This window comes from Achromobacter ruhlandii (assembly GCF_902859695.1).
In the GTDB taxonomy this organism is placed as follows: Bacteria; Pseudomonadota; Gammaproteobacteria; order Burkholderiales; family Burkholderiaceae_B; genus Achromobacter; species Achromobacter ruhlandii.
Genome location: NZ_CADIJL010000015.1, coordinates 19,921 through 45,912 on the forward strand (window position 1 = coordinate 19,921; position 25,992 = coordinate 45,912).

20 protein-coding genes, 1 tRNA gene and 1 pseudogene are annotated in these 25,992 nt (G+C 67.1%); 8 read left to right on the forward strand and 14 right to left on the reverse strand.

Going from position 1 to position 25,992, the window contains the following annotated elements; genetic code table 11:
- Nucleotides 1–6 precede the first annotated feature (6 nt).
- Nucleotides 7–1,278, forward strand: coding sequence for an MFS transporter (locus HV742_RS18450; protein ID WP_054417706.1), 1,272 nt, complete (start codon nucleotides 7–9; stop codon nucleotides 1,276–1,278).
- Between the two features lie 21 nt (nucleotides 1,279–1,299).
- On the opposite strand, the gene HV742_RS18455 is transcribed toward HV742_RS18450, so the two are convergent.
- The 3 genes from HV742_RS18455 to HV742_RS18465 all read right to left on the reverse strand — a co-directional run bounded on the left by HV742_RS18455 (nucleotide 1,300) and on the right by HV742_RS18465 (nucleotide 4,349).
- Entirely contained in the window at nucleotides 1,300–2,172 is an 873-nt protein-coding gene (locus HV742_RS18455; protein WP_049072832.1) for an NAD(P)-dependent oxidoreductase, read from the reverse strand.
- A gap of 207 nt (nucleotides 2,173–2,379) precedes the next feature.
- Nucleotides 2,380–3,087 carry a fumarylacetoacetate hydrolase family protein gene (locus tag HV742_RS18460; protein WP_172802774.1) on the reverse strand — a complete coding sequence of 236 codons (708 nt, stop codon included), beginning with the start codon at nucleotides 3,085–3,087 and terminating at the stop codon, nucleotides 2,380–2,382.
- 356 nt (nucleotides 3,088–3,443) lie between these two features.
- On the reverse strand, nucleotides 3,444–4,349 hold the full coding sequence (locus HV742_RS18465) for a helix-turn-helix transcriptional regulator (protein ID WP_175146084.1): 906 nt from the start codon (nucleotides 4,347–4,349) through the stop codon (nucleotides 3,444–3,446).
- Nucleotides 4,350–4,520: 171 nt separating this feature from the next.
- Between HV742_RS18465 and HV742_RS18470 the strand changes: the two genes are divergently transcribed.
- Nucleotides 4,521–4,949 carry a PaaI family thioesterase gene (locus HV742_RS18470; RefSeq protein WP_049072835.1) on the forward strand — a complete coding sequence of 143 codons (429 nt, stop codon included), beginning with the start codon at nucleotides 4,521–4,523 and terminating at the stop codon, nucleotides 4,947–4,949.
- Between the two features lie 43 nt (nucleotides 4,950–4,992).
- On the opposite strand, the gene HV742_RS18475 is transcribed toward HV742_RS18470, so the two are convergent.
- Nucleotides 4,993–5,577 carry a CGNR zinc finger domain-containing protein gene (locus tag HV742_RS18475; protein WP_169537394.1) on the reverse strand — a complete coding sequence of 195 codons (585 nt, stop codon included), beginning with the start codon at nucleotides 5,575–5,577 and terminating at the stop codon, nucleotides 4,993–4,995.
- Nucleotides 5,578–5,672: 95 nt separating this feature from the next.
- Here HV742_RS18475 and HV742_RS18480 point away from each other — a divergent pair, with 95 nt between their 5' ends.
- Nucleotides 5,673–6,608 (forward strand): alpha/beta fold hydrolase, encoded by a 936-nt coding sequence (locus HV742_RS18480; RefSeq protein ID WP_175146085.1) that lies wholly within the window; start codon nucleotides 5,673–5,675, stop codon nucleotides 6,606–6,608.
- A 104-nt stretch (nucleotides 6,609–6,712) separates the two neighbouring features.
- On the opposite strand, the gene HV742_RS18485 is transcribed toward HV742_RS18480, so the two are convergent.
- A tRNA-His gene (locus HV742_RS18485) sits at nucleotides 6,713–6,788 on the reverse strand.
- 204 nt (nucleotides 6,789–6,992) lie between these two features.
- Between HV742_RS18485 and HV742_RS18490 the strand changes: the two genes are divergently transcribed.
- The 3 genes from HV742_RS18490 to HV742_RS18500 all read left to right on the forward strand — a co-directional run bounded on the left by HV742_RS18490 (nucleotide 6,993) and on the right by HV742_RS18500 (nucleotide 9,272).
- Nucleotides 6,993–8,450: a phospholipase D-like domain-containing protein gene (locus HV742_RS18490; protein ID WP_063584372.1), complete on the forward strand. Its 1,458-nt coding sequence runs from the start codon at nucleotides 6,993–6,995 to the stop codon at nucleotides 8,448–8,450.
- Nucleotides 8,451–8,610: 160 nt separating this feature from the next.
- Nucleotides 8,611–8,898, forward strand: a complete 288-nt coding sequence (locus HV742_RS18495; protein ID WP_175146086.1) for a toxin-antitoxin system TumE family protein — start codon at nucleotides 8,611–8,613, stop codon at nucleotides 8,896–8,898.
- Entirely contained in the window at nucleotides 8,895–9,272 is a 378-nt protein-coding gene (locus tag HV742_RS18500) for an HVO_A0114 family putative DNA-binding protein (protein ID WP_175146087.1), read from the forward strand. Before HV742_RS18495 ends, HV742_RS18500 begins: the two co-directional genes overlap by 4 nt.
- A 33-nt stretch (nucleotides 9,273–9,305) precedes the next feature.
- Here the strand turns inward: HV742_RS18500 and HV742_RS18505 are convergent, their stop codons facing one another.
- Both HV742_RS18505 and HV742_RS18510 read right to left on the reverse strand, forming a co-directional pair.
- Nucleotides 9,306–9,923 carry a LysE family transporter gene (locus HV742_RS18505; protein WP_054417714.1) on the reverse strand — a complete coding sequence of 206 codons (618 nt, stop codon included), beginning with the start codon at nucleotides 9,921–9,923 and terminating at the stop codon, nucleotides 9,306–9,308.
- 132 nt (nucleotides 9,924–10,055) lie between these two features.
- Nucleotides 10,056–11,021 (reverse strand): Bug family tripartite tricarboxylate transporter substrate binding protein, encoded by a 966-nt coding sequence (locus HV742_RS18510; RefSeq protein ID WP_100504640.1) that lies wholly within the window; start codon nucleotides 11,019–11,021, stop codon nucleotides 10,056–10,058.
- Nucleotides 11,022–11,518: 497 nt separating this feature from the next.
- On the opposite strand from HV742_RS18510, the gene HV742_RS18515 reads away from it, so the two are divergent.
- Nucleotides 11,519–13,006 (forward strand): methyl-accepting chemotaxis protein, encoded by a 1,488-nt coding sequence (locus HV742_RS18515; RefSeq protein ID WP_175146088.1) that lies wholly within the window; start codon nucleotides 11,519–11,521, stop codon nucleotides 13,004–13,006.
- Between the two features lie 109 nt (nucleotides 13,007–13,115).
- Here the strand turns inward: HV742_RS18515 and HV742_RS18520 are convergent, their stop codons facing one another.
- The 5 genes from HV742_RS18520 to HV742_RS18540 form a co-directional block, all read right to left on the reverse strand.
- Nucleotides 13,116–14,822 carry a flagellin N-terminal helical domain-containing protein gene (locus HV742_RS18520; RefSeq protein ID WP_175146089.1) on the reverse strand — a complete coding sequence of 569 codons (1,707 nt, stop codon included), beginning with the start codon at nucleotides 14,820–14,822 and terminating at the stop codon, nucleotides 13,116–13,118.
- 544 nt (nucleotides 14,823–15,366) lie between these two features.
- The gene (locus HV742_RS18525; RefSeq protein ID WP_175146090.1) at nucleotides 15,367–16,074 is read right to left on the reverse strand and encodes a response regulator transcription factor; all 708 of its coding nucleotides are present in this window, start codon (nucleotides 16,072–16,074) and stop codon (nucleotides 15,367–15,369) included.
- Nucleotides 16,075–16,272: 198 nt separating this feature from the next.
- The gene (locus tag HV742_RS18530; RefSeq protein WP_175146091.1) at nucleotides 16,273–16,671 is read right to left on the reverse strand and encodes a DUF6157 family protein; all 399 of its coding nucleotides are present in this window, start codon (nucleotides 16,669–16,671) and stop codon (nucleotides 16,273–16,275) included.
- A gap of 99 nt (nucleotides 16,672–16,770) precedes the next feature.
- Nucleotides 16,771–17,736 carry an N-carbamoyl-D-amino-acid hydrolase gene (locus HV742_RS18535; protein ID WP_302478799.1) on the reverse strand — a complete coding sequence of 322 codons (966 nt, stop codon included), beginning with the start codon at nucleotides 17,734–17,736 and terminating at the stop codon, nucleotides 16,771–16,773.
- 287 nt (nucleotides 17,737–18,023) lie between these two features.
- Nucleotides 18,024–20,912 (reverse strand): autotransporter domain-containing protein, encoded by a 2,889-nt coding sequence (locus HV742_RS18540; RefSeq protein ID WP_254601178.1) that lies wholly within the window; start codon nucleotides 20,910–20,912, stop codon nucleotides 18,024–18,026.
- 672 nt (nucleotides 20,913–21,584) lie between these two features.
- Between HV742_RS18540 and HV742_RS32465 the strand changes: the two are divergent.
- A pseudogene (locus HV742_RS32465) lies at nucleotides 21,585–22,871 on the forward strand (methyl-accepting chemotaxis protein); the annotation flags it as partial.
- On the opposite strand, the gene HV742_RS18550 reads toward HV742_RS32465, so the two are convergent.
- Both HV742_RS18550 and HV742_RS18555 read right to left on the reverse strand, forming a co-directional pair.
- On the reverse strand, nucleotides 22,792–25,215 hold the full coding sequence (locus HV742_RS18550) for a fimbria/pilus outer membrane usher protein (RefSeq protein ID WP_175146093.1): 2,424 nt from the start codon (nucleotides 25,213–25,215) through the stop codon (nucleotides 22,792–22,794). The pseudogene HV742_RS32465 and the gene HV742_RS18550 sit on opposite strands and share 80 nt — an antisense overlap.
- Nucleotides 25,212–25,925, reverse strand: a complete 714-nt coding sequence (locus tag HV742_RS18555; RefSeq protein ID WP_049072849.1) for a fimbria/pilus chaperone family protein — start codon at nucleotides 25,923–25,925, stop codon at nucleotides 25,212–25,214. Before HV742_RS18555 ends, HV742_RS18550 begins: the two co-directional genes overlap by 4 nt.
- Nucleotides 25,926–25,992 lie beyond the last annotated feature (67 nt).

Consider the following 25,992-nt stretch of genomic DNA (forward strand, 5'->3'; position numbering starts at 1 on the left):
AGACAAGTGGAGAAGCAAGCATCGGGCGGCTGGTATTTCGGCTGGAACATTGTCGGGGCGGCCACCGTGCTGACGCTGCTCACGGTGGGCCTGCGCATGGGCATTGGCCCGTTTTTCCTGCCCATGGCCGACGGCCTGGGTTTCTCGCGCAGCCTGCTGTCGGGCATCGTGGCGGTCGGCATGCTTTGCTACGGTCTGGGCATGCCGCTGGCCGGCTACCTGGTCAGCACCCGCGGCACCCGCTTCGTGCTGCTCACCGGCACCGCCATCGTGGTGGCCTCGTCGATCTGGACCGTATTCGCGCGCGGCCCCATCGAATTCCTGCTGGCCTTCGGCGTGGCCCTGTCGATCGGCCTGGCCTTCACCAGCCCGGTGGCGCTCACTCCCGTCATCAGCCGCTGGTTCACGCGCCAGCGCGGCATGGCGCTGTTCTTCCTGTCCACCGGGTCCATGGCGGGCATCGCCCTGATGACGCCCACGCTCACTTTCGCCATCGGCGCTGTCGGCTGGCAAGAAACCCTGCTGGCATTCGCCGTGCTGTTCGCGCTGCTGACCGTGCCGATGGCGCTGTTCGTGATGCGCGACCAGGCGCCCGAGCACACCGACCTGTTGCCGCACCAGATCGTGGAAAAGAAATCCGGCGCCAGGCCCGCCGCCAAGGGCCCCGAGCCGCGCGTCAAGGACGCCGTGCGCACGCTGCCATTCTGGCAGGTGGCGCTGGGCCTGTTCGCCTGTGGCTTCAGCATGAACCTGCTGGGCACCCACGGCATGCCGATGCTGATGGACCACGGCTTTGACGCCACCACCAGTTCGCTGGGCATCGGCCTGATCGGCCTGGTGGCGATCTTCAGCACGCTGGTGCTGGGCCGCATGTCGGATCAGGTCGAGCGGCGCAACATCCTGGCCGTCATCTATCTGGTGCGCGGGCTGGGATTCTTCGCGCTGGTGATGGTCGGCGCGCATTGGGAACTGTATGCCGCCGCCACCATCGGCGGCGTGGTCTGGGCCGGCAGCATCGCGCTGTCGTCGGCCATCCTGGCCGACGTCTACGGCGTGCGCCTGGTGGGCGTGCTGTACGGGCTGACCTACCTGGGCCACCAGGTCGGCGGCATGATCAGTTCATGGTTGGGCGGCTGGGCCTTCGAGACCTTCCATACCCATTGGGTGGCATTCGGCGCGGCCGGCGCCTTGCTGCTGCTGGCCGCGGCCATTTCCCTGCAACTGCCGCGGCGCGGCGCCTTGCGCGCCGTGCCGGCGATGGCGGCGGGCGGGCGCTGAGCCCGCGCCGCGCCATCCGGCTCAGCGGTCCTTCAGCAGCGACACCAGCTCGGGCACGTAGCGCTCGCCGCCGCCCTGGCTGACCGCCTGGTCATAGGTGTGCAGCACGGCCGCGCCGATCTCGCGCACCGCGCCGGTCTCGGCCGCCATGGTGTTGTAGTAGGAAAGATCCTTCTGCGCATTCGACATGAAAAAGCGCAGCGACGACGGGTCCTGTTCCAGCAGATACGGCTTGAGGCGCTCCAGCGCCACGCCGCCGCCGCCGCCCTTGGTCAGCACCTCGGCGAACACCGCCGGGTCGATGTCGGCGCGCAGCGCGCAGGCGGCCGCTTCCGACAGCAGCGCGATCGCGCCCAGCGACACGTAGTTGTGCAGCAGCTTCATGCGGTGGCCCGCGCCCACCGGACCGGCGTGCGCGATATTCTCGGCAAAGCACGCCAGGATCGGTTTGCATTCCTCGAACAGGGACTTGTCGCCGCCCACCAGCAGGTTCAGGCGGCCTTCGGCGGCTTCCTTCGGCGTGCGCGTCATGGGGGCGTCGAGGAAACGGCCGCCCTTCTCGGTGACGGCCTCGGCCACCTTGACGGTGGAGGAGGGGATCGCCGTCGAGCAGTCGATGATCACCGTGCCGGGCCGCAGGCCTTCCAGCACGCCGCCGGGCGACAGCAGCACCGCCTCGACCTGCGGACTGCCCGTGACGCACAGGATGATCACGTCGGACTGCGCCGCCAGCGTCGCGCCGTCGGCGCAACTGGTGGCGCCCGCCGCCTTCAGCGCGTCCAGCGGCTGGTTGCCCGGATGTTCCAGCACCGTCAGCGCGTGACCATGCTTGACCAGATTGCTTGCGATGCCATGGCCCATCAGGCCGATGCCCACCATACCGATTTTTGCCATCTTCCACTGCTCCTGCCACACGGGCTGTTTGTTATGGCATAAATCTTACTCTCAGATCCGCGAGGACCCGGACGCCGTACCGCCGTGGGGCGCGGCGCCGCGGTCCCTTGCCGGACGGCCTTACGGCGCCCCGCCGCATGCCGGGCGGCGAGGCGCCAAGACCAGGCTGGCGCCGGGGAGGGCGGCAGGGCCAGCCTGCGCCGCGCATCACACGATGCGGATGCTCAGTTCCGGCAGGCCGTCCACGTGCGCCACGATCACATCGCCGCGCACCACCGGGCCGACGTTCTCCGGCGTGCCCGAATAGATCAGATCGCCGGGAAACAGCTCGAACGCCTGCGACAGCCGCGAGATCTGCTCGGCCACCGACCAGATCATGTGCGACAGCGTGGCCTGCTGCTTGCGCTCGCCGTTGACCGCCAGCCAGATGTCGCCTTCCTTGTAGTGACCGGTCTGGGCCACCGGATGGATCGGGCCGATCGGCGCCGCGTGGTCGAAGCTCTTGCCGATCTCCCACGGCTTCTTCTGGTCGCCCATGCCGCGTTGCAGGTCGCGCCGCGTCATGTCCAGTCCCAGCGCGTAGCCGTAGACGCAGTCCAGTGCCTTGTCCAGAGGAATGTCGCGGCCGCCCTGGGACAGCGCCGCCACCAGCTCCACCTCGTAGTGGTAATTCTGCGTCAGCGGCGGGTAGGGATGGTCGGTCACCGTGTCCGGCGGCACCACCTGGATCGCGTCCGTCGGCTTCTGGAAGAAGAACGGCGGTTCGCGGCTCGGGTCCGACCCCATCTCGATGGCGTGGGCCGCGTAGTTGCGTCCGATGCAATAGATGCGGCGCACCGGAAAGCGCAGCGCGCTGCCGGCGATCGGCACGGTGGTCTGCGCCACGGCAAACGGGGTTTGGACGGCCTGGGTCATCGCGGGTCTCCTGAAGGTTGCGAGGTTTGCCGCCAGCTTAGGTCCGCCTCGCCCGCTCGGCCTGGAGACGATTACGCAATCCGTGGACGATTCCGCGCATTTGGCCGCGCGTCTTGTCGTGTCCTTCTCCGCGCCTTGTGGCGGGCTGTCGCCAGGGTGGGGGCTTCAGAGCGGGTCGACCTTACCGCCGGCGGCCTCACCGTGCCCAGGCTTCACCGTGCATCGGCTTCACAGTACCTCGGCCTCACATTGGCTAGGCCTCACCGTGCCTCGGCTTCACAGTGCATCGGCTTCACAGTGCATCGGCTTCACCGTACCTCGGCCTCACAGTGCATCGGCCCTCCCGCGCCTCCGCCTCACCGCGCCTGCGCCTCGCCGCCGCGCAGGCGCTCGCGGTAGCCGGTCGGGCTGACGCCTTCCAGCTGGCGGAAGCGGCGCGAGAAATACGCCTCGTCCGCGAACCCCGCCGCATGCGCCACCTGCGCCACGCTGCGCGCCGTGTGCGCCAGCAGGTCGCGCGCCAGCGCCATGCGGCGCTCGGCCACCAGCTCGGTGAAGGTCTTGCCGGTCTCTTTCTTGAGCAGGTGCGCCAGGTAATTGGGCGACAGGAACGCCGCCGCCGCCGCATCGTTCAGCGTCAGGTTCTCGGCCAGGTGCGCGCCGATGTGCGCCAGCACCCGCCGCACGCTTTCGCGCCGGCTGCTGCCGGCGTGATGCCGCGCCAGGTGCAGCAGGTCGGCCTCGTAGCGGCCGCACACCAGCCCGATCAATTGCAGCAGCAGCCCGCGGATCGCCGTGGACGAGCCGAAGCCGCGCCGCCGGTTCTGTTCCATCAGGCGCGCGATCAACCCCTCGGCCTCGGTCAGTCCCTGCGCGTCCAGCTCGAAATCCAGGTATTCCTGGAACAGGAACGGCGCCAGCGCCGGCGCCTGCGACACCGGCACATCCTCCAGGTCCAGCGCATCCACCGCCAGCTCCGGCCACAGGAACCGCTGGGCGAAATTGATGATGACGTAGCGCGCGCCCGGCGGATGCGGCACCAGGTGCACGCGGTACGGCAGCACGAAACTCAGCCCGCCGCGCGGGAACGGCCGCGTGGTGCCGCTGATGGTCTGGCGCGTATCGCCCTCCAGGTTCACCTGGATCTGGAAATACTCGTGCCGGTGCGGCTGCTCCAGCGGCTCGCGCACCTGCTGCGCACGGATATCGAAGTCGAAATAATCCGCGCGCTCGGCCATGCCGTAGGTCTTGATGCGGTTCATGCGCGGGGCGGTGAAACGGACGATTGCATGGGCAGAATGTAGCGCCGGCGCGACGGTGGCGCCAGTCGCCGCCGAAATTGTCCGCTCACCGGTCGCCGCCGCCTCGCGCTGGCGGGCGCCGCCCGCTTTGCGCTAACGTGGGACATTGCGCAGCAGACATCCCCCATCCTCATGACAGACACCATTCCCGCCGGCTTCGCGCCCTGGCACCCCAGCAGCCAGTTCATGCGACACCTGGCGGACCTGGGCGGTTTTTACCGGCGCGAGGCCGACGACGTGCTGGCCATGCGCGTCGGCGCGGCCCACGGCAACATGCACGGCATGGCCCATGGCGGCCTGCTCGCGACGCTGGCCGACAGCGCCCTCGGCTATGTCATTGCCCACCAGTGCCAGGCGTCGGTCGTCACCGCGCAGATGTCGGTCGAATACCTCAACGCCGTCATGCCCGGCGATTGGCTCGAAGCCCACGTCACCATCGACAAGCGCGGCAAGCGCCTGATCTACGCCACTTGCCACCTCAAGGTAGACCAGCGCCTGGTGCTCAAGGCCAGCGCCGTCTTCGCCGTGCGCCAGGCCGCGGTGCCGACTTCGGACGGTTGAGCGGGCGGGGGCGGCCCTATCGTCTGGGCGCGCCGCCCCTCGTTCACTCCGCCTTCTGCCGCGAGCGGAAGGCCGCCACCTTCATCCGATTGCCGCACAGCGCCATGCTGCACCAGCGGCGCCGATGAGACTTCGTCTTGTCGTGGAACATCAGTGTGCAGTCGTGGGCCTCGCATTGCCGGACAAGCGCCAACGGCGTGTCGGTCAGCAGCCTGGCCACCGCTTGCGCGATGGGTTCCAGAAAACTCGCGGCATCGTCGCGGCGGCGCACCCTGACCACCTTGAACGCCTGGGTGGCCTCATCCCACTGCAACGCCTCCGAGGCGCGGCCGGCCTGCAGCACATGATTGACGACCGAGGCATCCGCGCTGCCTTGCTGGCGCGCCGCATCCAACAGTGATCGCGCGTTGTCGCGCAACTTCACGGCCAATGCCTTCAGGCCGGCAGGCGCCGCGCCGGCGTCGGCGGGCTGCGCGCCGGCCAGCTGCAGCCATGCCAACACGGCGTCATCGTCGGTAAAGCAGTCGTGGCGCGCCGCGCCGACGCCATACGCACTATTGATGAAGTCGAGCGCGAGGTCATCGCCGACGAACAGCGGAGCCTTGGGGGATTTTGGAGTTTCCGGCATGCGATCAATGTAACCTATAAAAAATTCGTTGACCAGTTACTTTGCATCAAAGTAACCTTTTAAATTCAATTTAACGGTTACTAAGGAGTGTCATCATGGCTTCGGAAAACGTGGCGGGCGCGGGCGGGTCGGGCGCAGCGGAGCAGACGGGCGACGGACAGGCGGCGGACCTGCAGGTCCGGCACCGTTTCGAACAGGTGGGCGACGTGAACGTGTTCTACCGCGAGGCGGGCCAACGCGGCTCGCCTGCGGTGCTGCTGCTGCACGGCTATGCGGCCTCGTCGTTCATGTATCGCAATCTCATCCCGATGCTCGCGGACAAGTATCACGTCATCGCCCCGGACCTGCCCGGCTTCGGCTTCACCGAGGCGCCCGCCCGCGGCCAGTATGCGTACACGTTCGACCAGCTCGCCAGGACCATCGACCAGTTCACCCGCCAACTGAAGCTGGAACGCTTCGCCATGCAGGTGTTCGACTACGGCGCGCCGGTGGGCTGGCGTATCGCGGCGGCGCAGCCGTCCCGCATCACCGCCATCATTTCGCAGAACGGCAATGCGTACGAAGAGGGATTGGGACAGGGGTGGGCGCCGATCCAGCGCTATTGGAACGAGCCGTCACAGGCCAATCGCGACGCGCTGCGCGAATTCGCCACGCCGGCTTCCATCGCCTGGCAATACCTTGAAGGCGTGCCGGACAAGACCCTGGTCGCGCCCGATGCGATCGCGCTGGAAAGCCAGCTGGTGTCCCGGCCCGGCAACGCCGAGGTCCAGCTCGACCTGCTGCTGGACTACGCCTCCAACGTGGCGCGGTATCCGCGGTTCCAGGCCTACTTCCGCGAGCATCGGCCGCCGCTGCTGGCCGTGTGGGGCAAGAACGATCCGTTCTTCCTGCCCGCCGGCGCCCAGGCCTGGAAGCGGGATATCCCTGGCGCGCAGGTGCGGTTCTACGACACCGGGCACCTGGCGCTGGAAACGCATGGGGTGGAGATCGGCGGGGTGATCCGGGCGTTTCTGGATGGCAATGTGAAGTAGCGAAGGGCCAAGTTCGCCAACCCGGGTTCGCCAAAAAACGCAGCCGAAAAAGCAGGCGAAAAAAAACAGCCGCTCAAGGAGCGGCTGTTTTCTGGAAAATTCGGTGGGGTGGCTGATGGGACTCGAACCCACGACAACCGGAATCACAATCCGGGACTCTACCAACTGAGCTACAGCCACCACTGGTTTCCTTGCTGTTAAATGGCACACAACATTTCGTGCTCAACTGCAAAGAGGCCGAATTCTAGCATGTTTTTTTGGGTCGTGTAAAACCGCTGACATGCCCGGGTCACCCAGGACATTTCCGTCCTCTTGCCAGGCCCGCCGGCCTTGCTATCCTTGGCGCTCGAATCACGCTCTGGAGGCCAGCGTCGCGCCGTTGCCATGGATCGCATACACGAATTACTGATCGCTTATTGGCCGCACATGGTGTTCGGCGTCAGCGTGGTGGCGGGCGCCGGGGCGGCGGTGCACGCGGCCATGACCAAGCAGGACGTACGCTCGGCCATCGGCTGGGTCGGCCTGACGCTGTTCTCCCCGTTGTTCGGGGCCGCGGCCTATTTCGTGGCCGGAATCAACCGGATCCGCAAGACGCGGCTGTCGCAGCAGCGCGACGAGGCGATGCTGGTGGACGCGGCGCTGGTGGAAACGCCCAGCGTGGACGTGGCGCCGATCTCGGGGCCGCAGTTCGCGTCGCTGAAGGTGCTGGGCGACCAGGTCAGCCGCTTCCGGCTGCTGGGCGGCAACGCGGTGCGGCCGCTGGCTGGCGGCGACGAAGCCTATCCGGCGATGCTGCAGGCGATCCGCGAGGCGCGTCACGCGGTGGCGATGCAGAGCTACATCTTCGACAACGACGCAATCGGCCGCGAGATGGCGCAGGCGCTGATCGAGGCGCACGGGCGCGGCGTGCAGGTGCGGGTGCTGATCGATGCCATCGGCGCCAAGTATTCGCGGCCGCCGATCGTGCGCATGCTGGCGCGCGGCGGCGTGCCGGTGGCGCGCTTCATGACCAATCCGCTGGGCGTGCTGCGCATGCCCTATGCCAATCTGCGCAGCCACCGCAAGGTGCTGGTGGTGGACGGGCGCATCGGTTTCACCGGCGGCATGAACGTGCGGGCGGCCTTCGTGACGGCGCTGTCGGGCGCGGCGACCAACGTCGATACGCATTTCCGGGTGGAAGGCCCCATCGTGACGCAGCTGATGTCGGTGTTCGCGCACGACTGGAACTTCACCACCCACGAGTCGCTGCCGGCGCAGCCGTGGTTCGATCCGCAGGCGCAGCCGCCGCATGGCGTGGTGCCCATGCGCTGCGTGCCGTCGGGGCCGGACCGGGCCATGGGCAGCGCGCACAGCATCATCCTGGGCGCGCTGGCGGTGGCGCAGCGCCACGTGCGCATCCAGTCTCCCTATTTCCTGCCGGACCAGCCGCTTATCGGCGCGCTGGCGACGGCGGCGCGGCGTGGCGTGATCGTCGACATCGTTATCCCGGGCAAGAACAACCTGCGGCTGGTCGACTACGCCATGACGGCGCAACTGGACCAGGTGGTGCGCACCGGCTGCCGCGTCTGGCGCTCGCGCGGGGCGTTCGACCATTCCAAGCTGATGACGGTGGATGACGGCTGGGCTTATGTCGGTTCGTCCAACCTGGACCCTCGCAGCCTGCGGCTGAACTTCGAGCTGGATACCGAAATCTACGACCCGCAGGTGGCATGTTGGATCGGCGCCCGCATCGATGCGCTGGTGGCCAATGCCCGCCGGCAGACGCTCGACGAATTGCAGCAGGCGCCGTTCGCCAAGCGGCTGCGCAACAAGGTGATCTGGCTGGCGACGCCTTATCTCTAGCGCAGCGCCAGTGCGCCCTTCGGCCTCCGGGCAGACCCGGAAGTAAGACCACAATGCCTGCCGCCACCCGCCAACCTGCGCGGGATTGGCGATTCCCGGCCTGATTTTCATGGTGTTGTCAATTTTGACAACACCAATTTGCGTTGGCACAATTGACAACATGCGCGCTACCCTGATCATCAGCGAAAAGAGCGTCGACGCCGAAGGCGGCATTCTGCAAATCGTTATCTGGAAGGTGCCGCGGCCAGTTCCTCCGACCACCCATGGTTTCAAGTATCGGTTGGTGTATGCCCGTGATGGCAAGCGGATCGTAGGTTTCGATAACGAACGTGGCAAGGGTGATCACATGCACCAGGAAGAACGAGAGCTTCCTTATGAGTTCCGGGGCATAGCGCAGTTGCTGGAGGACTTCGTTGTGGAGGTCACGAAATGGAGAGGCAGCATATGAAGCGAACCTTGACTGTCACTATCAATCAAGATTGGCGCGCCTTTCTGGCAGGCGTCAGCAAGCGCGCCGTTGCCGGGGCGCGGTCAGGCGAGTATCAGGGGGAGCGGCTTAACTTTGAGTCCGCCGCTGCTTTCTTTGGTCAGCTGACGGAACTGCGTTGGAACATGGTGCGGGAAATGCTGGGCGCGGGTCGGGTTGGCGTGCGAGAACTAGCTCGCCGCCTGGGCCGCGATGTAAAGCGCGTTCACCAGGATGCCCATGCCCTCGTTGCCCTTGGGCTCCTGGAACAAGACGAGGGGGGGGGGCTCATATGCCCTTTCGCCGATATTCACATCGATATGCATCTCACCCAGGACAGGCGCAAGGCGGCGTAGCTGGCTGATGAATCGGCCGAAAAAAGTGACAACCTACCGTATCGCCGCCAGCTTCACCGCGAATCCCAGCAAAAACACGCCGGCCAATCGCTCCAGCAGATTGGCCACGCGCGGGTTGGCGCGCATGCGCTCGGCCAGGTGATGCGTCAGCAGCACCGCCGCCAGGCCATAGAGAAACGTCAGCGCCGCCACGGTGACGGCCATGAAGGCGAAGGTCACCAGCCCCTGGTGCCTGACCGGATCGATGAACAGCGGAAAGAACGCCATGTAGAACATGATCGCCTTGGGGTTCAGCAGCGTGATCATCGCGGTCTGGCGCAGGTAATGGCCGTTGTCCATGCGGCTCGGGCGCGGCGCGGCGCCAGGCTTGCTGCGCATCATCTGCAGCCCCAGCCACGCCAGGTACGCGGCGCCCGCCCACTGCACGATATGGAACGCCGTGGGGTAGGCCGCCAGCAGGGCCGACACGCCGGCCACTGCCAGCCACATCAATACCTGGTCGCCCAGGATCACCCCGCAGGTCGCGGCCAGGCCCGCCTTGATGCCGCCCTTGCCGGTGGCGGTGAGCAGGGCGAAATTGCCCGGCCCCGGGATGATCAACAGCATGATGAAGGCGAGCACGAAGGCGCCATAGTCGGTGACACCGAGCATGGAAAGACTCCCGAAAAGGTAGCGGCATTGTAGAGCCGCTGGCGCCGGCGGGATCGTTCCATGCGCCCGAGCCGGGCGCGCGGTTGCCGCGCATGGGGCGGCAACCGCGCGGCGGCCGGTCCGCCCCGCGCTTTACTCCCGCTTGATGCCGGCCTTGCGGATCACTTCGGCCCAGTCCCGCCGCTCCTGCTCGGCATAGGCCCTGAATTCCTCCGCGGACATCGGCATGGGCTGCACGCCGATATCGGCCATCTTCTGCGACATGGCGGGCGTGCGGATCGCGGCCTGCAGTTCGGCGGACAGTTTTTTCGTGACGGCTTCGGGCAGGCCGCGCGGGCCGACCACGCCCTGCCAGGAATAGACGGTGTAGTCGTTCACGCCCTGTTCGGCCATGGTCGGCACGTCCGGCAGTTCCTTGAGCCGCTGCGGCGTGGCCGTCGCCAGGATGCGCAGCTTGCCCGCCTTGATGTTCGGCAGCGCGCTGGTGAGGTCGACGAACATCAGGTCCACCTGATTGCCCAGCAGGTCCTGGATGGCCGGCGCCGCGCCCTTGTAGGGCACGTGCAGGATGTCGGCGCCGGTGCGTTGCTTGAACAGTTCCAGCGCCAGGTGGTGCGGCGTGCCGCTGCCGGCCGACGAGGCGGTGAGCTTGCCGGGCTGCTTCCTGGCCGCCTGCAATACCTCGTCCAGCGTCTTGTAGGGCGAATTCGCGCTGACCGCCAGCATCATCGGAAACCTGGCCAGGCCGCCGATGTAGGTGAACTTCGCGGGGTCGTAGCTCAGGCTGGCGTACAGGGCCGGGTTGAAGGCCAGGGTGGCGATGTCGACCGAGCCGACCACATAGCCGGACGGCGCCGATTCGGCCACCGCGGTGGCGCCCACGATGGTGGCCGCGCCGGGGCGGTTCTCGACCACCAGGGTCTGCCCCAGCGGCTTTTCGAGCCCGCTGACGACCGTGCGGGCCAGCACGTCGGTGCCGCCGCCGGCCGGATAGGGCACGATCCAGCGGATGGGTTGGGTTGGCCAGGATTGGGCCTGGGCCGCGGCGGCCAGCGACAGGGCCGCCAGCGCCAGCAGGCGCTTCGCAAGAATATGCATGGGAAACCTCGTTGTCTCTCTGTGCTTGTCGAACGTGGAAGAACGCTACGTATGGCGAGGTGATACCGGACAGCGAGTGTTTTTTAACATGTTAACTAAATTGCGAAAAGCGCTTCGACGCCTTGGCGAGGGCAGGGTTTTCACGTGGGGCGGGGGGCGGCGGCGCGCGTCGGGCGATTCAGGCGATTCAGGCGAGTCAGGCGAGTCAGGCGAATCAGGCGAATCAGGCGAATCAGGCGAATCAGGCGAATCAGGCGAATCAGGCGAGTCGGTGCGAATGTGAATCGTGCGAACCGTGTGAATCGTGCGAACGGTGCGAATCGTGTGAATCGCGCGAGTCGCGCGAGTCGCGCGAGTCTCGCGAGTCTCGCGAGTCCGCACCGGCTTGCGCCCAAGAAGGGAAAACGATATGAAATAAATATTCACAAATTGATATTATCCCCGCAGAATAGGACCTGCGCCGGTCATGGCGCATCTTCCATTTCAAGGACCCGATCATGTCCACCGCGCGCGGCTTGTTGCTGGATTCGTATCGACGTACCGATCGTGCGATGTTGCCGCTGCTGTGGCTGTTGTTTCTGGTTGGCCTGGGCATGGCGCCGCAGTACGGCCGCTGGTACGCGGCCATCGTAGTGGGACTGCTGGCGGCGGGTATCCCGTCGCTGTTGATCCTGTGGCGGCCCGGGCGCGTGGTCACGCGGCTGGCGGTGGCCTGTGCGCTGATGGTGCTGGCCGCGCTCCATATCCACTTGCTGTCCGGGCAGGCCGAGATCCACTTCGGCATCTTCGTGCTGCTCTCGCTGTTGCTGGCCTACCGGGACTGGCGCGTCATTCTGTGCGCCGCCGTGGTCATTGCGCTGCACCACCTGTCCTTCAATTACCTGCAACAGTGGGGCTATGGCGCCATCTGTTTCACCGAACCCGGCCTGGGCATGGTGCTGCTGCACGCTGCCTATGTGGTGGTGCAGGCCGCGGCGTTGGGCTGGCTCGCGTGGAAGATGGAGCGCGCCGCCATCGCCGCCGAGGAACTGGCGCGCCTGAGCGCCCACATCGGGCGCGAGAGCGGCGTGTTCGACCTGCGCTTCGGCGGCATGCACATGGATAGCGTGCTGGGCCAGAGTTTCCAGCGCACCATGGACGCCGTGCATCGGACCATGAGCGAAGTGCGCGCCACGGCAACGGCATTGTCGGCGGCCGCGCGCGAGATGGCGCAAGGCAATCAGCAGCTCGACGGGCATGCCCGCACCCAGGCCGAGTCGCTGGCGCAGACCGCCGCGTCGATGCGCGACCTGGCGGCCAACGTCCACGACAACGCGGCGCGCGCGCAGCAGGCGCGGCAACTGACCGAGCAGGCGCGCCAGACGGTCGATACCGGCAGCGCGGCCGTGGCCGGCGTGGCGACCGTCATGGGCGAGATCCAGCAACAGGCGCGCAAGATCGCGGAGATCATCGGGCTGATCGACAGCATTGCCTTCCAGACCAACATCCTGGCCCTGAACGCGGCCGTGGAAGCGGCGCGCGCCGGCGAAAGCGGCCGTGGCTTTGCCGTAGTCGCCACCGAGGTCCGCGCCCTGGCGCAACGCAGCGCCAGCGCGGCGCGCGATATCCGCGCGCTGATTGCCGATTCCCTGCAAAAGACCAGCGATGGCTTTCGCCAGGCCGATCACGCGGCCGGCGTGATCCGCGAAGTGGTGTCCAGCATCGATCAGGCCGCGCGGGTAGTGGGAGAGATCGGCGAGGCCGGCCAGACCCAGAGCGCCGACATCGATGCGGTGAACCTGGCGGTGGCCAATATGGACGAACTCGTCCGGCAAACCGCGTCCGAGGTGGCCCAGGCGGCCAGCGCTTCGACCTCGCAGCAAGCACAGGCGGCGCAATTGCTGCGGGCGGTGGAGCTGTTCCGGTTGCAGGCCGCGCCCGCGCCCGGGACGGTCGCGGTGCCACAGCGTCACGCGCCCGCTGCGCTGGCCCTGGCCGGCGCCTGAGCGCACGCCATGGCCGCACGGCCGTGCAACGGACCGCCGTCATGCGAATCGGCCCCCGGATCCCGCTTGCGCGAGGTCCGGGGGCCGAGGCCGTCAAGCTACGAAACGATCAACGCAGCAGCGACAGCACCGTCTGCGGGACCTGGTTGGCCTGCGCCAGCACCGACGTGCCGGCCTGTTGCAGGATCTGGGCCTTCGACATGTTCGACACTTCCGTGGCGTAGTCGGCGTCCTGGATGCGCGAACGCGCATTGGCCAGGTTGTTGATCACGTTGTTCAGGTTGTTGATGGTCGATTCCAGGCGGTTCTGCACCGCGCCCATTTCACCGGTCATCTTATTGAGGACGCTGAAGGCGGCGTCCAGCGTCTTCATGGGGTCTTCGGTCTTCGTGCCCTTGCTGGTGGCGTTCGTGGTCAGCTTGCCCGATGCGCTGACGTAGACGAGAGAACCCGTCTTGGGGGCATAGTCGCCCCCGCCGGTGCCGCCCGTCACGGTGGCTTTGCCCGAGGTGGGATCGACGTGGTAGTTCGTCTCGAAGTTCGCGGTGGTGGTGAATGCGCCCTTGTCGTCGACGTAGGTGTTGGTCGACGTGCCGCTGGTGAATTGCACGGTGGCGGACGTGATGCCCGTGCCGAGCGTGACGGTTACGTCGTTGGCGGTGGCGTTGGCCTTTGCCGTGGCCAGCAATGCATCGGACGAGGAGGTGTTGATGTACGTCACATGGGCCGCGCTGGAGGCGCCGCCGCCCAAATTCTGGTACGTCTTGCCGCCGATGGACAGCGACGATTGGCCGGCGGCGTTGGTGTTGTTCGACACGGCGGTCATCACCGTGTTGAGCGTGGCGGCCGTACCGCTGGCGCTGTTGGTGGTAAGGTTGCCGCCGGCGTCGAGGAAGGCCGCTGAGCCGTTGACCGTGATGGCGCCCGTGGCGTCGACTTCGAAGGTGGTCGACGCGGTGCCGTTGGCGTGGATGTAGGTGCCGGTGGCGGTGCCAGTGGGCGGGCGCAGAGAATTGGCCAGGGTCGTGACGGTCGCGGCGTCCGAGGCCGACTTGTCGGTGAACGAGAAGTTCTTGTTGGCGGCGTCGTAGGTGTAGACGGTGGCGGACGATGGCACGGCGGCGCCAAGGGTGACCTTGTTGCCATTTTCCAGCTTGGCGAATACTTGGTCGGCAGTGGCCGAGGCGTGGGTGGTTCGCACCACCCAGTCGTTGCCGGTGGCGGTACCGTTGGCGGCTGTCAAGTCGGTCACGGTGGCCGTGCGGTTCTTGGTCTCGCCCGTGCCGTTGACGTTGAAGCCGTCCAGGCCCAGCGTCTTGGCGCTGACTTCGCTCAGGTTCAGGGTGATGGTTTCGTTGTCGTTGGCGCCGACCTGCAAGGTCAGAGGCGTGGCCTTGTCCGACAGAACCTTGACGCCGTTGAAATCGGTTTGTTGCGAGATGCGGTCGATGTCCTGCAGGCGCTGGTTGATTTCGTCCTGGATGGAATTGAGCTGCTCGGTCGAGTAGCTGCCGTTGGCGGCCTGCACCGCCAGTTCGCGCACGCGTTGCAGGTGGGTGTTGATTTCGGAGGCGGCGCCTTCTGTCGTCTGCGCCAGCGAGATGCCGTCGTTGGCGTTGCGCGCCGCCTGGGTCAGGCCCCGGACGTTGGCGGTGAAACGGTTGGCGATGGCCATGCCGGCGGCGTCGTCCTTGGCGCTGTTGATGCGCAGGCCCGACGACAGGCGCTCGATGGCGTTGCCCAGGGCGGATTGGGACTTGTTGAGGTTGTTCTGCGCAACCAGCGACAAGTAGTTGGTATTGATGACTGCAGCCATGTGTTTGCTCCTGGAAAGAGTGGCTTGATCAAACAGGGCGGCTACGCCGCCCGGAATGCACGTGACGAACCGGCAACGCGGGATGCGGGCTCGTCCGTTGCCAGAACTACGACAGCAGGAGAAACGATATTTAGTTGGAGAGCACCCAATTCCGGGGTTTATGATTTTTTGTGAGTTTTTATTCGCAATTAATGAAACATGGTGTAGTTTTCGCGCGCAAAGAGAAAGCCCCGCCGGCTTGTAACTGGCGGGGCTTTCTTGTCTTTTCTCTCTTGGGGAAAGTTGAAAGACCTGTTCAGTGTAGGCGAGCCTGCCAGGTAGAAAAATCACAAATGATCGTGCGTGTCGCGGGGTGACCGGTCCGCATGGCATCACGCGGTCGCGCCTCTGCGCGGCGTGCATATCCGGCACGCATATCCGGCGCGCGTATCCAGCACGCATATCCAACACGCATATCCAGCAACGCATATCCAGCAACGCATATCCGGCGCGCATGCCCGACGCGCATGCCCGGCGCGCATGCCCGGCGCGCATCGCCGGCGTTTCAGCCCGGCATGGCGATGCCGACCGTGACGTCGCGCAGGACCAGCAGGGAGCCTTCGGAATAGATGTTGCGGATCAGCATCGGGGTGCCGCGGATGGCGGACAGTTTCTTGCGCACGCGGTAGAGCAGGGCATTGACCCGATGCTGGTCGTAGATGACTTCGGGATAGCCCAGCAACTGCGACATGCGCTTGTGGCTGACCGGGAATTTCGGGCTTTGGATCAGCGAGGCCAGCACGATGGACTCCTTGGCGGTCAGCGCGACCTGGTCGCCCTCGGTGGAGCGCAGCTCGCGCGAGGCCACGTCCAGCGTCCAGCGCGGCTTGTCGGCCTGCGCCTGCGCGCCGGTGAGCAGGCGGCGTTCCAGCGCGGTCAGCGTGACGGCCAGCACGGGCAACTGCACCGGCTTGATCAGGTAGTAGTCGGCGCCATCGCTCATGCCCTGCAGCTGCGCGTGCATGCGCACGCTGCCGGTCAGGACGATGATGCCCATGGCGGGCAGGGCGCGGCGCAGCGCGGCGATGTGCCCGAGCATGTCGCCATCGGGCAGCGAAGCGCCGGTGACCAGGATCTCCGGCGGACTGCGCCGGATGTGGTCGAGCGCTTCACGTTGGCCGGCGCATGTCCGCACCGCGTGACCGAGTTCGGCGATGTGCCGCGATACCGTGTCCGCCCAATCGGGCGGATCTTCAACGACTAGGATGCGCATACCCATGCCTGGCGTTGCCGGTCGCGTCCCGCCAAGCGGCCGCGACCCGGTTCGTCCAGCAATCCCCTTCGAAATCCAGACCTCCGAGATTCTAGGGGCGGCCGCTGGCGCGATGCGCGCCTGAAGTAGTGGTGTTGGTCTGATATTGGCGCGATCCGTGCGCCGGGCCCTCGACCGCGTCGGCCGCACTGCGGGAACTCATGCCCTGCGGCTGCGCATGCCCACCACCACCTTCACGCCGGCGGCGGCGCTCAGTTTCCGGTAGGCCGGCGTTTCCACGCCGTAGGCGGCGATGCGGGCATCGGCGTCATGATGGATGCCCCAGCCGAATTGCTTGACCAGCGGCGAGGCGCGCAGGCAGGCCTGCGGGCGGGCGAAGAACGCTTCGCGAGCCTGCGCCCGGTCGCGCGGCGCGATGCCGTGCCGCAGGGCATGGACCTCGAACAGCAGATCGTCGCTGGTGTAGTGGTAGGGCCGTTGCGTCAGCAGCGCGTGCTGCAGCTGCGCGATGGAGCCAGCCTTGGGCGGCACGGTTCCCGCCGTGGCCGTGCTGTCGGGCGAGGCGGTGATGAACGTCTGCGTGTAGTTCGTCGTCATGGCGGGTTCCCGTGTGCGAGCCGGCCGGTGTGTCGCGACGGCTCGGGGCGCGTCCGGTCTGTAATGGACCAGTGTACGCGCCCCGGCGGGCAGTGGTCGCTAATCCGCGTCAGGCTGCCGCGTCGGCAGCGGCTCGCCCGCGCCGGTGCGCTCCACGATCAGCCGGTAGTGGTGCGGGCTGCGGTGCTTGGCGAAATTGAACACGTGCTCGCGGAAGGTCTGGCCCATGGCCAGGTCGATATGGGCCGTGATGACCTCGTCTTCCTCGTAGGTCGAACGCGCCACGATCTCGCCGGAAGGTGCCACGATCATCGAGCTGCCGATCATGTGGTGTCCGTCTTCCGAGCCGCATTTGCCGGCCGCGCCGATCCAGACGGCGTTCTGGTAGGCGCTGGCCTGCAGCACGATCTCGTGCGTGCTGGTGCGCCAGTGCGCCGGCTCGTTCCAGTGGATGTTGAGCGAGGGCGTGTTGTAGCCCAGCACGATCAGTTCGGCGCTCTGCAGCGACATCACGCGATAGGTCTCCGGCCAGCGACGATCGTTGCACAGGCACATGCCGACTTGGGTTCCTTCCATGTCCCACACGCCGAAACCCAGGTCGCCGACTTCGAAGAATTTTTTCTCCAGGTGCTGGAAGGGCGCGTCGATCTTGTGGTCGTCGTGGCCGGGCAGGTGGATCTTGCGGTACTTGCCGATGACGCGCGCGGTCCGGTCGACCAGCACGGCCGTATTGAAGCGGCGGCCGTCCGGCGTGATCTCGGCGTAACCCAGATAGAAGCCGATGCCAAGGTCGCGCGCGGTGTCGAACAGCGGCTGGACGTCGGCGTTGGGCATGCTGCGCTCGAAGAAGCGCTCGACCGCCTCGGCTTCGCTCATCCAGTAGCGCGGGAAGAACGTGGTCAGCGCCAGTTCGGGAAAGACCACGAATTCGCTGCCGCGCGAGGCCGCCTCGCGCATCATGGCGACCAGCCGCTTGACCACGGCGGCCCGGTCGTCGGCCAGGTGCACCGGGCCCATCTGCGCGACCGCCAGGCCAAGCTTGCGGCGGGTGGAAGTTTTGCTCACAGGAAAGCTCCTCGTAGGGGGATCGAGGCCTCGCGTGCGGGCCTCTTGGAATCAAACCGCCTAGATTGCCCGCTGGCGGGCGATAGGGGAACCCAGGGACGATGCCTGTGGTGGCGCCTGCGCCGGATCTACATTGTTTCCCTAAGAGTCTGTTTTGAATGGAGATTTTTTCCCATGAGGCAGCCATGCGGGTTGCAGGCCATAACGATGGCGCATGAGTGATGCGCAAAGATTGATAGGCGCGGCGGCCTTCATGGACGCCGGCGCGTCGATACACCGTCCTGGAATCATGGGAACCGATAACGCAAGCCTGCCGACACCCCATTGCTGGCCACCCCGCCATGGCCGAATCGCACATTGCCGTTGACGAACCACGACATTGCGTCGCCCACGTGTGTGCCGGCGCCCAAGCCGACCCAACCCGCATGGCGAGGGAGCCCGATGCCTTCGACCCTGAAGCTGGCATCGGGGGCGCCAGCGAAGGCCGCCGTGAAGTCCAGCCGTGTCGGGTTGCCGTAGCGATAGGCCCCGTAGGCGCTGAAGGTGGTGAGTCCGCCAGCCCAGGCCAGGGGCGCGGCATGCAAGCGCAGGCCGAGCAGGGCGGCTGTCTGGTGATAGGAACGCCTGCTGGCCCGGAGAGCGAAGGGCTGGTCGCCTTCGTCGATCGGGCCGCGCCGCAGACGGTCATGTGACAGGCCCGCGAACGGCGCGATGCGGCCGCCGTCTTTGGCGAACACATGGCCGGCTTCGGCGTACAGCGAGGTCAGGCCATCGCCGCGGCCACTTTCCAGATGATCGGCGTTGCCGACCAGGACCTCGCGCCTGATGTCGGCGTGGATCCATTCATGACCAGCGCGCGCCGCCAGATAGGGCCCGTCGGCGGCGCCGATGCGTCCATACAGCGACAGCCCCGTGCTCTGGCTCCTGGCGCGGCCGCCATGGCTGTCGAAGGCGGCCTTGGCGTCGGACCACGCCAGCGCCACCCCCAGTATCGCGTTGTCCGCGACGGCGTGGTCGAAGCCGGCCTGACCGCCGTACTGGCGTGTGTCGGCGCTGGCATAGCCGGACTGGCGCAACCGGCCGGTGCCGCCGGTCATGTGGACCCAGCCGCCGCTTGGCGTGCCCGCCGGCGACAAGCCGTCGATGCGGTCGGACAGGGCGCGATTGACGGTCTCGGATTGCTGGAATGCCAGCGCCTGCGACGAGGCGTGGATCTGCCCGCTGACGCTGTCGAGCGCGGCGGCCAGCGCCGGCGCGCTGCCGACGGCTTGCAGCCTGGCCGCGCCCGCGACGAACGCGTCGCTGACATTGGCGCCGGCGCCGAGCACTTTCGCGTCGGCGGCCTGGAAGGCGGTCTCGACCGCCCGCGCGGCGTCCAGCCGGGCGGTCTGGCCGGCGTACAGGCCGCGCGCCACGGCCGCCACGTTGCCGCGCGTGACGTTCAGGTCGACCCGGGTCGCCGAGTAGTCGGGGCTGACCGTGTACAGCAGGCCCGCGTCCGTCTCGACCGTGCCGAAGCGGCCGACCACCTGGCCGGCCTTGAGCACGGGTTCGCGCGACATCACCACGTAGGCATCGTCGGGCTTGGTGACCACCAGCGTGGAATCGCCCAGCGCGGCGGTGCCGTCGACGGTCACGGCCGTGCCGAGCTGCGCCATCATGCGGGCCTCGGGCCGCGTGGCCGTGTAGTCGCCGCCGATGTGCAGGCCGTTGCCGTTGGCCAGCAGTGTGCCGCTGTTGGCCACGGAACGCCCCGCCACGCCGCCGTCGGCGATCAGCGCGCCATCGGCATGGATCGCGATGTCGCTTGCCACGCTGCCGTACAGCTCCACCGTGCCGCTGGTGATTGTCGTGGCGCCGGCATAGTCGTTCCTGCCCCATAGCACCAGCGCCCCGGTGCCCCGCTTGTCGAGGCCGGCATCGCCACCGATGTCGTTGAAGAACGCCGAGCGCATCCCGTCGAAGTCCGCCACGAAATCGCCGCCCAGCGTCAGGCGCGTGTCGAACAGGGCGGGGCCGCGCACCGCGCGATCCCTGTTCAAGCGGCCCCAGCCGAATCGGCTCCGGTCGCCCATGTCGTCAGCCGTCGACAGCAGGGTCTGGCGCAGGGCGCTGTTGTCCATCCAGGGATAGGCCTGTGATACCAATGCCGCCGCGGCGGTCACCACGGGAGCGCTGAACGATGTCCCCCTAAGCGTGTCATCGTCCGGCGATCGCGCGCCGAGGCACCAGTTCGCGGCGATGCCGCAAGCGTTGGACCAGGTAGCGAGATCGCCGTTGGCCAGTAGTTGGGTCACGGTCAGCCAGCCACGTTCCAGCGCGGGCTCCAGTGAGGGGGCGCCGGCGAGTAGATAGGGATCGGACCTGGATTCGTTGCCGTTGGCCCAGATCAGCAGTTGGCCGTTGTCGTTCACCGCTTCGCGCAGGAGCGGGAAGAAGCCCTGGACGGTCGAGGAATCGGGCTGGGTTTCATCGCCGTCGGGCAAGGCGTAATCGGGGCCAGGGGCGAAGGACCAGGAATTGTTGACGATCTTGACCCCCCGCGTGTCCAAGGCCGACAGCAGCTTGCGCAGGGTCTGGTTCGAGAAGTCGGTGGCCTGGTTTGCCTGATACAGGTTGATGCCCGTGGCCGCGCCCTTGGCAAAGGGGTCGTCGGCCACGATCCGGCCGCCGATGATGCGGCTGACGATGGCGCCATGGGTGGCGATATCGCCGTCCTCGTTGGTGGCTTCGGCGTCGTCAGGAGCGATCACCTCGCGCAGCACGTCCCGGACCGCCAGCTTGTGGTGGTCCGTGGTCGGATCGGCTTCGAAGCCATTGTCGATCACTCCGATGTTCACGCCGGCGCCATCGAAGGCCGCCGCGACGGGCGGGGTCGGCGCGGGCGAGGTCGGTCGCCAGCCGGGAACGCCCGTGTCGCCGACGGGCTCGATGGCGGCGCCGGGATCGGCGGGCGGCGCGGGATCGGCGGGCGGTGCGGGATCGGCGGGCGGCGCGGAATCGGCGGGCGGCGCGGAATCGGCGGGCGGCGCGGGATCGGCAGGTTGCGTGGAATCGGCCGGCTGCGGAGGATCGGCCGGCTGCGGAGGATCGGCCGGCTGCGGAGGATCGGCCGGCTGCGGAGGATCGGCCGGCTGCGGAGGATCGGCCGGCTGCGAGGGCTCGGCGGGCAGCACAAGATCGGCAGGCGGCTCTGGATCGGCTGGCCGCGCAGTATCGGAAGGCGGCGCGGGATACCCAGGCCGCGCACTATCGGCAGGCGCAGTGGAATCGGCCGGCACAACAGGGTCCGCAGGCTCGACCGGAACCACGGCTGGTCCGCTGCCCCCCAGGCCAGCCCCGGCATCGGGAAGCGCCATGCCGCCCCGGTCGTCCTTGCCGCTGGCCCCACCGCTGTTCCCCAGGGCCGGCAGGACTGCCCCTGCATTGCCGCCGCCGCCGCTTCCTCCGGCGCACGCGGCCAGGATGGCCAGCGTCAGGATCGGCAGGGCGCGTCCGAATGCGATCGGCACGGATCGGCGTTGGCGCACGAGGCAATCTCCATATTGGTGGGGGCTTCCGGCCCCGAGGACAGCGCGCCGGCGCGAGATGAGGGGCGGCCATGCCCGGTTTGATCGATGCCGAATGTTGGGTGTCGTGCATTAACCGGGCATTAGCGGATGCCTGGCGGGCGGCGTGCGGGCATGTTGTCGGACCGCCGGACAGCCGAGCGCCAACCGTGACGGGCAGATGGCTGATTACTGAAATTTATGAGGGGTTTCAGCCGTTGCTTGAACCAGCATGGGGAACAGTCGGAAAAATCGTTCGTTCCTAGGGTTATCCCTAATCTTCGTGCGGTCCTACCATGTGAGGTCGAGTTGCGCGGGTTGTCTGAAATGAAGGACGCCAACCTGCAACTGGTGTACGCCGGCCGCGCCCGCAACAGCTATCTGGCGGCGTCCACCGAGCGCGAGCGCGAAGCCATCCGCCAGCAGTTCGACGCGGCGGTGCGGGCCATGGATATCCAGCGCGACGCCGAGGCCTTCTTCGCCGCCGCCCGTGCGTTGCCCCTGATGCGGAAGGATCCCCGCGCCGTCGAGATCGAGAAGAACGTGATCGCGTCCTCCGAACTCCTCGATGAGCTCATGGCCAAGCTGGCCCGCAATAAGGAGACCGCCACGGCGCAATCGGTGCGGGAAGGCACGGAACTGTATGCGCGCATCCGCGGCATCATGGTCGCGCTGTCGATCGCGGGCGTGGCGCTTGGCGTGCTGTTGGGTTGGTTGATGACGCGTGGCATCGTCGGCCCGCTGGGCCAGGCGGTGCGCGCCGCGCGCCAGGTAGCCGCCGGTGATCTCACGAACGACATTCGCATCACGACCCGCGACGAGACCGGCGACCTGATGGGCGCCCTCAAGGGCATGAACGACGGCCTGGCGCGTATCGTGCGCGATGTGCGTGATGGCTGCGAAGGCATCGCCGCGGCGTCCTCCGAAATCGCGCAGGGCAACGCCGACCTGTCGCAACGCACCGAGGCGCAGGCCGCCTCGCTGGAGCAGACCGCGGCCTCCATGGAGCAGCTCACCAGCACGGTGCAGCAAAACGCCAACCACGCCCGCGAGGCGGAACTGCTGGTCACCCGCGCCTCCAGCGTGGCCACGCGCGGCGGCGAAGAAGTCGATGGGGGAGTGCGGACCATGGACGCCATCGCTGACAGTTCGCGCCGCATCGCCGACATCACCAATGTCATAGACAGCATCGCTTTCCAGACCAACATCCTGGCGCTGAATGCCGCCGTCGAGGCGGCGCGCGCCGGCGAGCAAGGGCGCGGTTTCGCCGTGGTGGCCGGCGAGGTGCGTACGCTGGCGCAACGTTCCGCGGTCGCGGCCAAGGAGATCAACGCGCTGATCAACGAATCCGTCAGCCGCGTCGAGGACGGCTCGCGCCAGGCCGACGCGGCCGGCCGCACCATGCGCGAGCAGGCCGGCCGGCTGGCCCAGCAGGTGCGGCGCTTCAAGCTCGGCACGCAGGCGGTGCTGGAGCCGGTGGCTGCGTGCCTGACGCTGGCGGGCTCGCCTATGATGCCGCAGGCGGCGCCGCGCGGCACACTGCCTGCGCATCCTCATAAGGCCGATCCGGATCCGGCTTGTCGCTAGGCTGGAAATCCAGGAAACACTTGCCGCCGTCCTTCAACGCAACCTGCAGCGGCGCCGCATAGGCGTCGTCCAGGAAGATCTGGCCGTGCCGGCCGACCAGCGTGACCAGGTTGCCGCGACCGTCCATCACCGCCAGGCGTTCGGCCAGAGGCTGCCGGTCGGCCTCCGATACCGCCGACAACAGATAACGCTGCACCTGCCGCAGGTTGAAGTCCACCACCTGAACCGCGCCGCGCGCCGGCTTCACCGACTGGACGCCGTTGGGCAGGTTGGCGTTGCGCGGGAGGCTGGCGGTGTTGATCTCGACCGAACTTTCGCTATAGGCCGGCAGCCCCGGGATCACGGCGTGGCCCCATGCATCGGTCCACGCCGGACCCGCTGGGGTCTGGATCTGCACCCCAGCCAGATCGCCGACCTTGGCGATGCCGAACGTGTCGCCGACTTCGTATGGCGAGAACGCGACCGCGCCGCCGCCCGCCACCACTGACCCCTGGACGCCCCAGTTCGTCGACAGACTGCCCTGTGCATCCCGGTTGGCCGACAGGTTGACGCGGGCATAGCGCGGCAGCGCGTCGATGGCGATGGACGAGTTCACGGCGCGGCCCGGATTGGCCATGCTCGAACTCAGGTTGTAGCTGAGCTGCGGATTGACGGTTTCCGAGTAGCTGGCGCCGACCGCGCTGCTATCGCCCGCCTTGCTGACATAGACGCCGGCGCTGGCGCTGCCCAGCGGAAAACTGAGCGTCAGAAAGTACTGGTTGTCCGAGCGCGCCCGGGTGTCGGCGCTGAGGTCCTTCGCCGCCGACAGCGTCACCGATGTGCGCCCGAAGCTGCGGTTCCATGACAACGTGGCGCGTTGGCGGGTGGCATCCAGCCCGCTCAGCCGGCTCGCGGCATAGGTGGCGGACAGCGCGCCCAGCGTGGGCTGGAACCAGGAGACGCCAGCGGTGTAGGTCTGGCTCGCGCGGGCCCCGGCGCGCGGGTCCTCCACGCGTTGCAGCACTTGCGCCAGGTCTCGGTACCCCTCGGTCTGCCAGGTCGCCGAGAAATTGGTGGACAGTCTATCCAGGGGGGACACCGACAGGGTCGATGTGATCTGCTGGCCCTGGAGCTTTTGTCCGGTCGCCGTCGCGCTGGAGGCGCGGATGCCGATCGAGCCATTGATGGCTTCACTGGGCGAAGCGGTGAGGGTGGCGGCCAGGGCGCGGTAGGAGGGGGACACCAATGCGCCGGCATTCAGGCTGGCGCGGCGCCCGAGCGTCCAGCCGTTGCTGGCGGTGGCGACCAGGGGCGTTTCGCTATCGCTGTTGCGGTAGGCCTGGTAGCGGCCAATGGCGACCGAAAGCCCCTGTGCCGTGGCGTTGCGCACCGCGCCGAACGATGCCGCCGGCACGATGAATTGCTGTCGCTCGCCGCTGGTGGAAATCACCTGCACGTCCAGATCGGAATTGCCACTGATGATGGGCACGTCGCTGATGGTGTAGGCGCCGGCCGGCACCTGCGTCATCAGGATCAGTGTGCCCATCTGCCGCACTTCGATCCGGCTCGGGCCGCTGGCGATGCCGTTGAAGCCGACGCCCGACGCCTGCGTCTGTCGCAACGCATATTCGGGAAACAGCTGCGCGCCGCGCAGCGTGCCGACCGCGAACAGCGAGCCGGCGGGCGAGATCTGGCCGGCCTGGAAGGTGGCGCGCAGGTTCGGCACGGCGTGCTGCGCATACGTGTCGCCCTGGGTGAACGTGGCGCGGCCGCCCTGCGAGTAATAGTCCTGTCGGCTGCGCAGGATCCAGTCGGCGACGTTCAGGCCCGTTTCGCTATAGGCGCGCAGGTACTGGTAACCGGAATCGCCGCCGCCGCTGCGCGAGCCGCTCAGGTTGTAATTGATCAACGCGGCGGTGCCGCCTGAGACATACTGGCCCTGGACTGCCTCTTCGGCGGGGGCGCGGGCCGACAGCGGCGTGACGATGTCGACCTGCGACTGGTTCGGCAACTGGGTGATGTCGGTTTCGGGATAGGCCTTGCGATAATCCTGGCAGCTTTCCTCGGACGTGCCGTCCGGCACCTTCAGGCCGACGCGTCGCAGCAGCTCGGGCGTGAAGCACAGTGTGCCTTCTTCATTGAAGCGCACGTCCATCGTGCCCTGATCGATGCCGTTGACTCTCAGGCGCACGCGGCTGGTGCCAGGCAGGAAACGCGCCGTTTTGCTGAAGTAGGCGGCCGCTTCGGGGGAAATGCCCAAGCGTTGCAGGGTCTGGGGATCGAATTGCTGCGCGAACGCGGCGGCCGGGAGCGCCATGCAGATACAGGCGGCCAGGCCCGCCGCCGCGTTCTTGAGCCGATTCATCTTGAAGGTGTCGATTTGCAGGCGTTCGACAACGGGATGCCATAGCTGCCCGCGGCATAGCCGTAGACCGTGGCGGGCCAGATCGTCACGGTGCCGCTGGCGGCCGCGTGCTTGCCGGCCAGCGGCAGCTCGAAGCGCTCTCCAGGCAGCAGGTAGGTCTTGGGCAGAGGCAGGTTGACGTTGGCGCTTTCCAGCCGCGCCTGCTGCGCCAGCCGTACCACATAGCCGCTGTCATTGCACAGGCGCAACTTGTCGCCATCCACGCTGCTGGTCAGGCGCGTCCACGGGTCCTTCAGTTTTTCCAGCGCGCGCGGCTGGATGATCATCGGGATATTCTGGCGAAAGGTGGTCTGCACCTGGTTGTCGGCGCCCCGCGCGAACGGGATGCCTTCGAACGCCACGCGCTTTAGGCGTTGCGTGGCCAGCGGGCCCTTCTTGGTCAGCATGAAGCGCACCAGTTGCGATTGGCCCGCTTCCAGTCGCGCCATGGGCGGGGTGGCCACCACCAATTCCTCGGTATCCTCGGCGGTATTCTCGATGGTGGTGTAAAGCAATACCGGCGCGGCGTCGGTGTTCTGCACGGTCATGGTGCCCTCGCCGGTGGCTTCATCGACGATGAGCACCGAGCTTTCCGGCACGACGCCGGCGGCGCCGGCGGGGCTGGCCAGCAGGGCGCAGGCCAGGGGAACGCAAGTCAGGAAGGATTTCATATCAGCAATCAAAAGACGTGTTGACGCCGGCCGGTCGCGGCCTGCGGGAAAGGGCCATCGGAAGAGG